The sequence below is a fragment of the Pseudomonas antarctica genome (assembly GCF_900624995.1).
GTDB classification, from domain to species: domain Bacteria; phylum Pseudomonadota; class Gammaproteobacteria; order Pseudomonadales; family Pseudomonadaceae; genus Aquipseudomonas; species Aquipseudomonas antarctica.
In genome coordinates this window covers 1-3,004 of the sequence record NZ_UYXQ01000223.1, presented here as the reverse complement: position 1 = coordinate 3,004, position 3,004 = coordinate 1, and the positions used below count along the sequence as shown (strand labels likewise).

At 60.4% G+C, this 3,004-nt stretch carries 2 protein-coding genes and 2 pseudogenes; 1 reads left to right on the top strand and 3 read right to left on the bottom strand.

Going from position 1 to position 3,004, the window contains the following annotated elements; translation table 11 throughout:
• Nucleotides 1-120: 120 nt before the first annotated feature.
• Complete coding sequence (locus E0F99_RS29460; RefSeq protein ID WP_083357849.1) at nucleotides 121-1,152, bottom strand: ornithine cyclodeaminase; 1,032 nt, start codon at nucleotides 1,150-1,152, stop codon at nucleotides 121-123.
• 25 nt (nucleotides 1,153-1,177) lie between these two features.
• Nucleotides 1,178-1,624: pseudogene (locus E0F99_RS29455) on the bottom strand (arginine deiminase-related protein); the annotation flags it as partial.
• Nucleotides 1,625-1,907: 283 nt separating this feature from the next.
• Between E0F99_RS29455 and E0F99_RS29450 the strand changes: the two are divergent.
• Nucleotides 1,908-2,801 (top strand): GNAT family acetyltransferase, encoded by an 894-nt coding sequence (locus E0F99_RS29450; protein ID WP_083357850.1) that lies wholly within the window; start codon nucleotides 1,908-1,910, stop codon nucleotides 2,799-2,801.
• Nucleotides 2,802-2,828: 27 nt separating this feature from the next.
• Here the strand turns inward: E0F99_RS29450 and E0F99_RS30805 are convergent.
• A pseudogene (locus E0F99_RS30805) lies at nucleotides 2,829-3,004 on the bottom strand (IS110 family transposase); the annotation flags it as partial.

Sequence of the window (3,004 nt, the reverse complement as noted above, 5' to 3'; positions counted from 1 at the left end):
ATGGTGCGAGAAGCGATCCTGATCTATAACCAGGAACGCCCACACCTGTCCTTAAAATACAAAACGCCCGATGCAGTGCATAGGGCGCTGGGGTGAAACAGGTGTAAACCTATTTCAGGACTAGACAACGCGCGGCTGTTGGGCCAGGCGTGCGAACAGGTTTTTCGGGTCGGCCAGGTCCGGCACCAGTTCCAGCGTGCTGCCGACATCCAGTGCCTTGGCCACGTCGAGCACGTAGCGCAGCGCCGAGTAGTCTTCGATGGCAAAGCCCACTGAGTCGAACAGGGTGATCTGGCGCGCGTTTTCGCGGCCGGGTTTTTGGCCATTGATGACTTGCCACAACTCGGTCACCGGCGAATCTTGCGGCATGTGCTGGATTTCACCTTCGATCCGGCTTTGCGGTTCGTACTCGACGATCACCCGGGCGCGTTCGACGATACGTCGGTCCAGCTCGGTCTTGCCCGGGCAGTCACCGCCTACGGCGTTGAGGTGCATGCCGGGCTCGATCATGTCGTCGGTGAGGATGGTTGCGTAGGCTTTGTCCGCCGTCACGGTGGTGACGATATCCGCGCCTTTCACCGCTTCAGCGACGCTGGCGGCCAGGATCACGTTGATGGCCGGGAACGCCTTGAGGTTGTTCGCCAGTTTGGCGGTGGCCTGGGTGTCGATGTCGAACAGGCGGATTTCGTTGATGCCTAGCATGGCGTGGAAGGCCAGGGCCTGGAATTCACTTTGCGAGCCGTTACCGATCAGCGCCATGCTGCGGCTATTGTCGCGAGCCAGGTAGCGTGCCACCAAGGCCGAAGTGGCAGCGGTGCGGATCGCGGTGGTGAGGGTCATTTCGGCCAGCAGCACTGGCTTGCCGGTGTCTACATCGCCCAGAGCGCCGAAGGCCATTACGGTAAGTATGCCCGCCAGGGTATTTTTCGGGTGGCCGTTTACATACTTGAAGGCGTACAGCGAGGCGTCGGACACCGGCATCAGCTCGATCACGCCATCCGGCGAGTGGTTGGCCAGGCGCGCGCATTTTTCGAAGTCCTGCCAGCGCAGGTAGTCGGCGCGGATGTACTCGGCCATTTCTGTGATGCAGGTTTGCAGGCCTTTTTGCGAGACCAGGTAGCTCAGGTCGTTGACGTCGATATAGCGGGTCATGGCAAGACTCCTTATTGAAATGAGGGGCGGGCAGGTGCATTTGCGCGAACATGCAGCGGGCACTGCCGCCACCGGCTGCGTGTGGTGTTCCAGGCGCTGGCCGACATCATCCGCAGCGGTTGGCTGTCGCGGTCGTGGGCTTCGAGCAGGTTGCCGGCGAAGGCTTCCAACTGGTCGAAGTCGAGGGCGAGGATGTCTTTGCCGGTGTTACGCAGTGAGCGTCGCAGGGCCAGGCGTTCGTCGGAGTTGGGCAGGGCTTGCAGGCACACCACCGAGAGGTCGCGGCCGGCACCCGAACTTCCACGCCGTGATTGCGCAGGGCCTCGACATAGCCGTCGAATTCTTCCAGCGCGTTGTGCTGCACGCTGAGCGGGTCCAGGGGCGGGCGTTGGAAGCGGTTGTTGATCGCGGTGTCCGGGTTGAAGGCAACGCGCGCCGGGCGAATCATCAAGACGGTGTTTGTGGTTTGCATGGGTGCACGGGTCCATGGGGGGCTGAGCTGTGGCGCTATTTTGTGCGCTGTAACGGGTGAATCCCGGCTGAAACACTGGGGCGGCTCAGCCGGGAAAGCTGAAAAGTGGGGTGAGGCAGCAGAATCGGCTGTCAGGGTTGGAATGAGGTCAACGGTGGGTGGCTTGCCTGCGATAGCGGTGTATCAGTGCCATATTCTTGGCTGGCACACAGCCATCGCAGGCAAGCGAGCTCCCACATTGGTATTGTTGGGGCCGTTATAGCGCTTTCCGTCAGGAGGAATCATGTCTACCGCCGTTCGTCTCGCCCAGGCCGCCGATGCCGAGGGCATCAGCCAGGTCATCCTGGCGGCCTTGCACAGCAGTAATGCGCGGGATTACCCGGCGGATGTGATTGCGCGGGTGGCGAGCAACTTTACCCCCGACGCCGTTCTGGCCTTGCTCCAGCGGCGGGTTGTGCTGGTGGCGACTCAGGGTCAGGTGATCGTCGCCACTGCCGCGCTTGATAGCAATGTGGTGCGTTCGGTGTTCGTCAACCCGGCGCTGCAAGGGCAGGGCATCGGGCGGCTGCTGATGATTGAGATCGAGTTGCGCGCGCGTGACGCCGGGGTGACGGTATTGAGTGTGCCGTCTTCGCTTACGGCCGAGCCGTTCTATACCAAGATGGGCTTTTACACGGTGCGCAACGTTTACCACGGTAACGAGCGCACGCTGGTGATGGAGAAGGCTTTGCTGTCGCGCCACCCCATCGGGGCGTATCGCGACCGTCAGCACCGTGCGCAGGTGGTGGCCCTGTGGCAGGAGGCGTTTGGGTATGACACCGCGCATAACCTGCCGGCGTTGGCGATTGATAAGAAGCTGGCGGTCAACGATGGGCTGTTTTTTGTGGCGACGGATAACAAAACCGTGATCGGCACCATTCTCGCAGGCTACGACGGGCATCGAGGCTGGCTGTATTCGGTGGCGGTGCACGCTGACTATCGGCGTCATGGCCTGGGGGCTTCGTTGGTGCGTTATGCCGAGCAGGCGTTGACGGCCTTGGGGTGCATGAAGATCAATTTGCAGATCACCAGCGGCAATGATGGGGTGGCGGGGTTTTATGAGGCGTTGGGATATGGAGTGGAGCCGAGGATTAGTATGGGCAAGAAGATAGCCGTGAATATCCCCAAGGATTTGTGAGAGCACCGAAATCAACTGTGGGAGATTCTATGGTTGAGGGGAAGCCTCCAAAACCGCTTTTGACTGGTATTCGCTCTGATTTTTCATGAGTGAAAACGCAATACGTGCCAGCTTGCGGGCGATGATGACCAGGGCCTGAGTCGTTTTCAGGCCCCTGGCCAGGTAACCTTCATACAGCGGCTTCCAAGCTTTTGACCTGATGC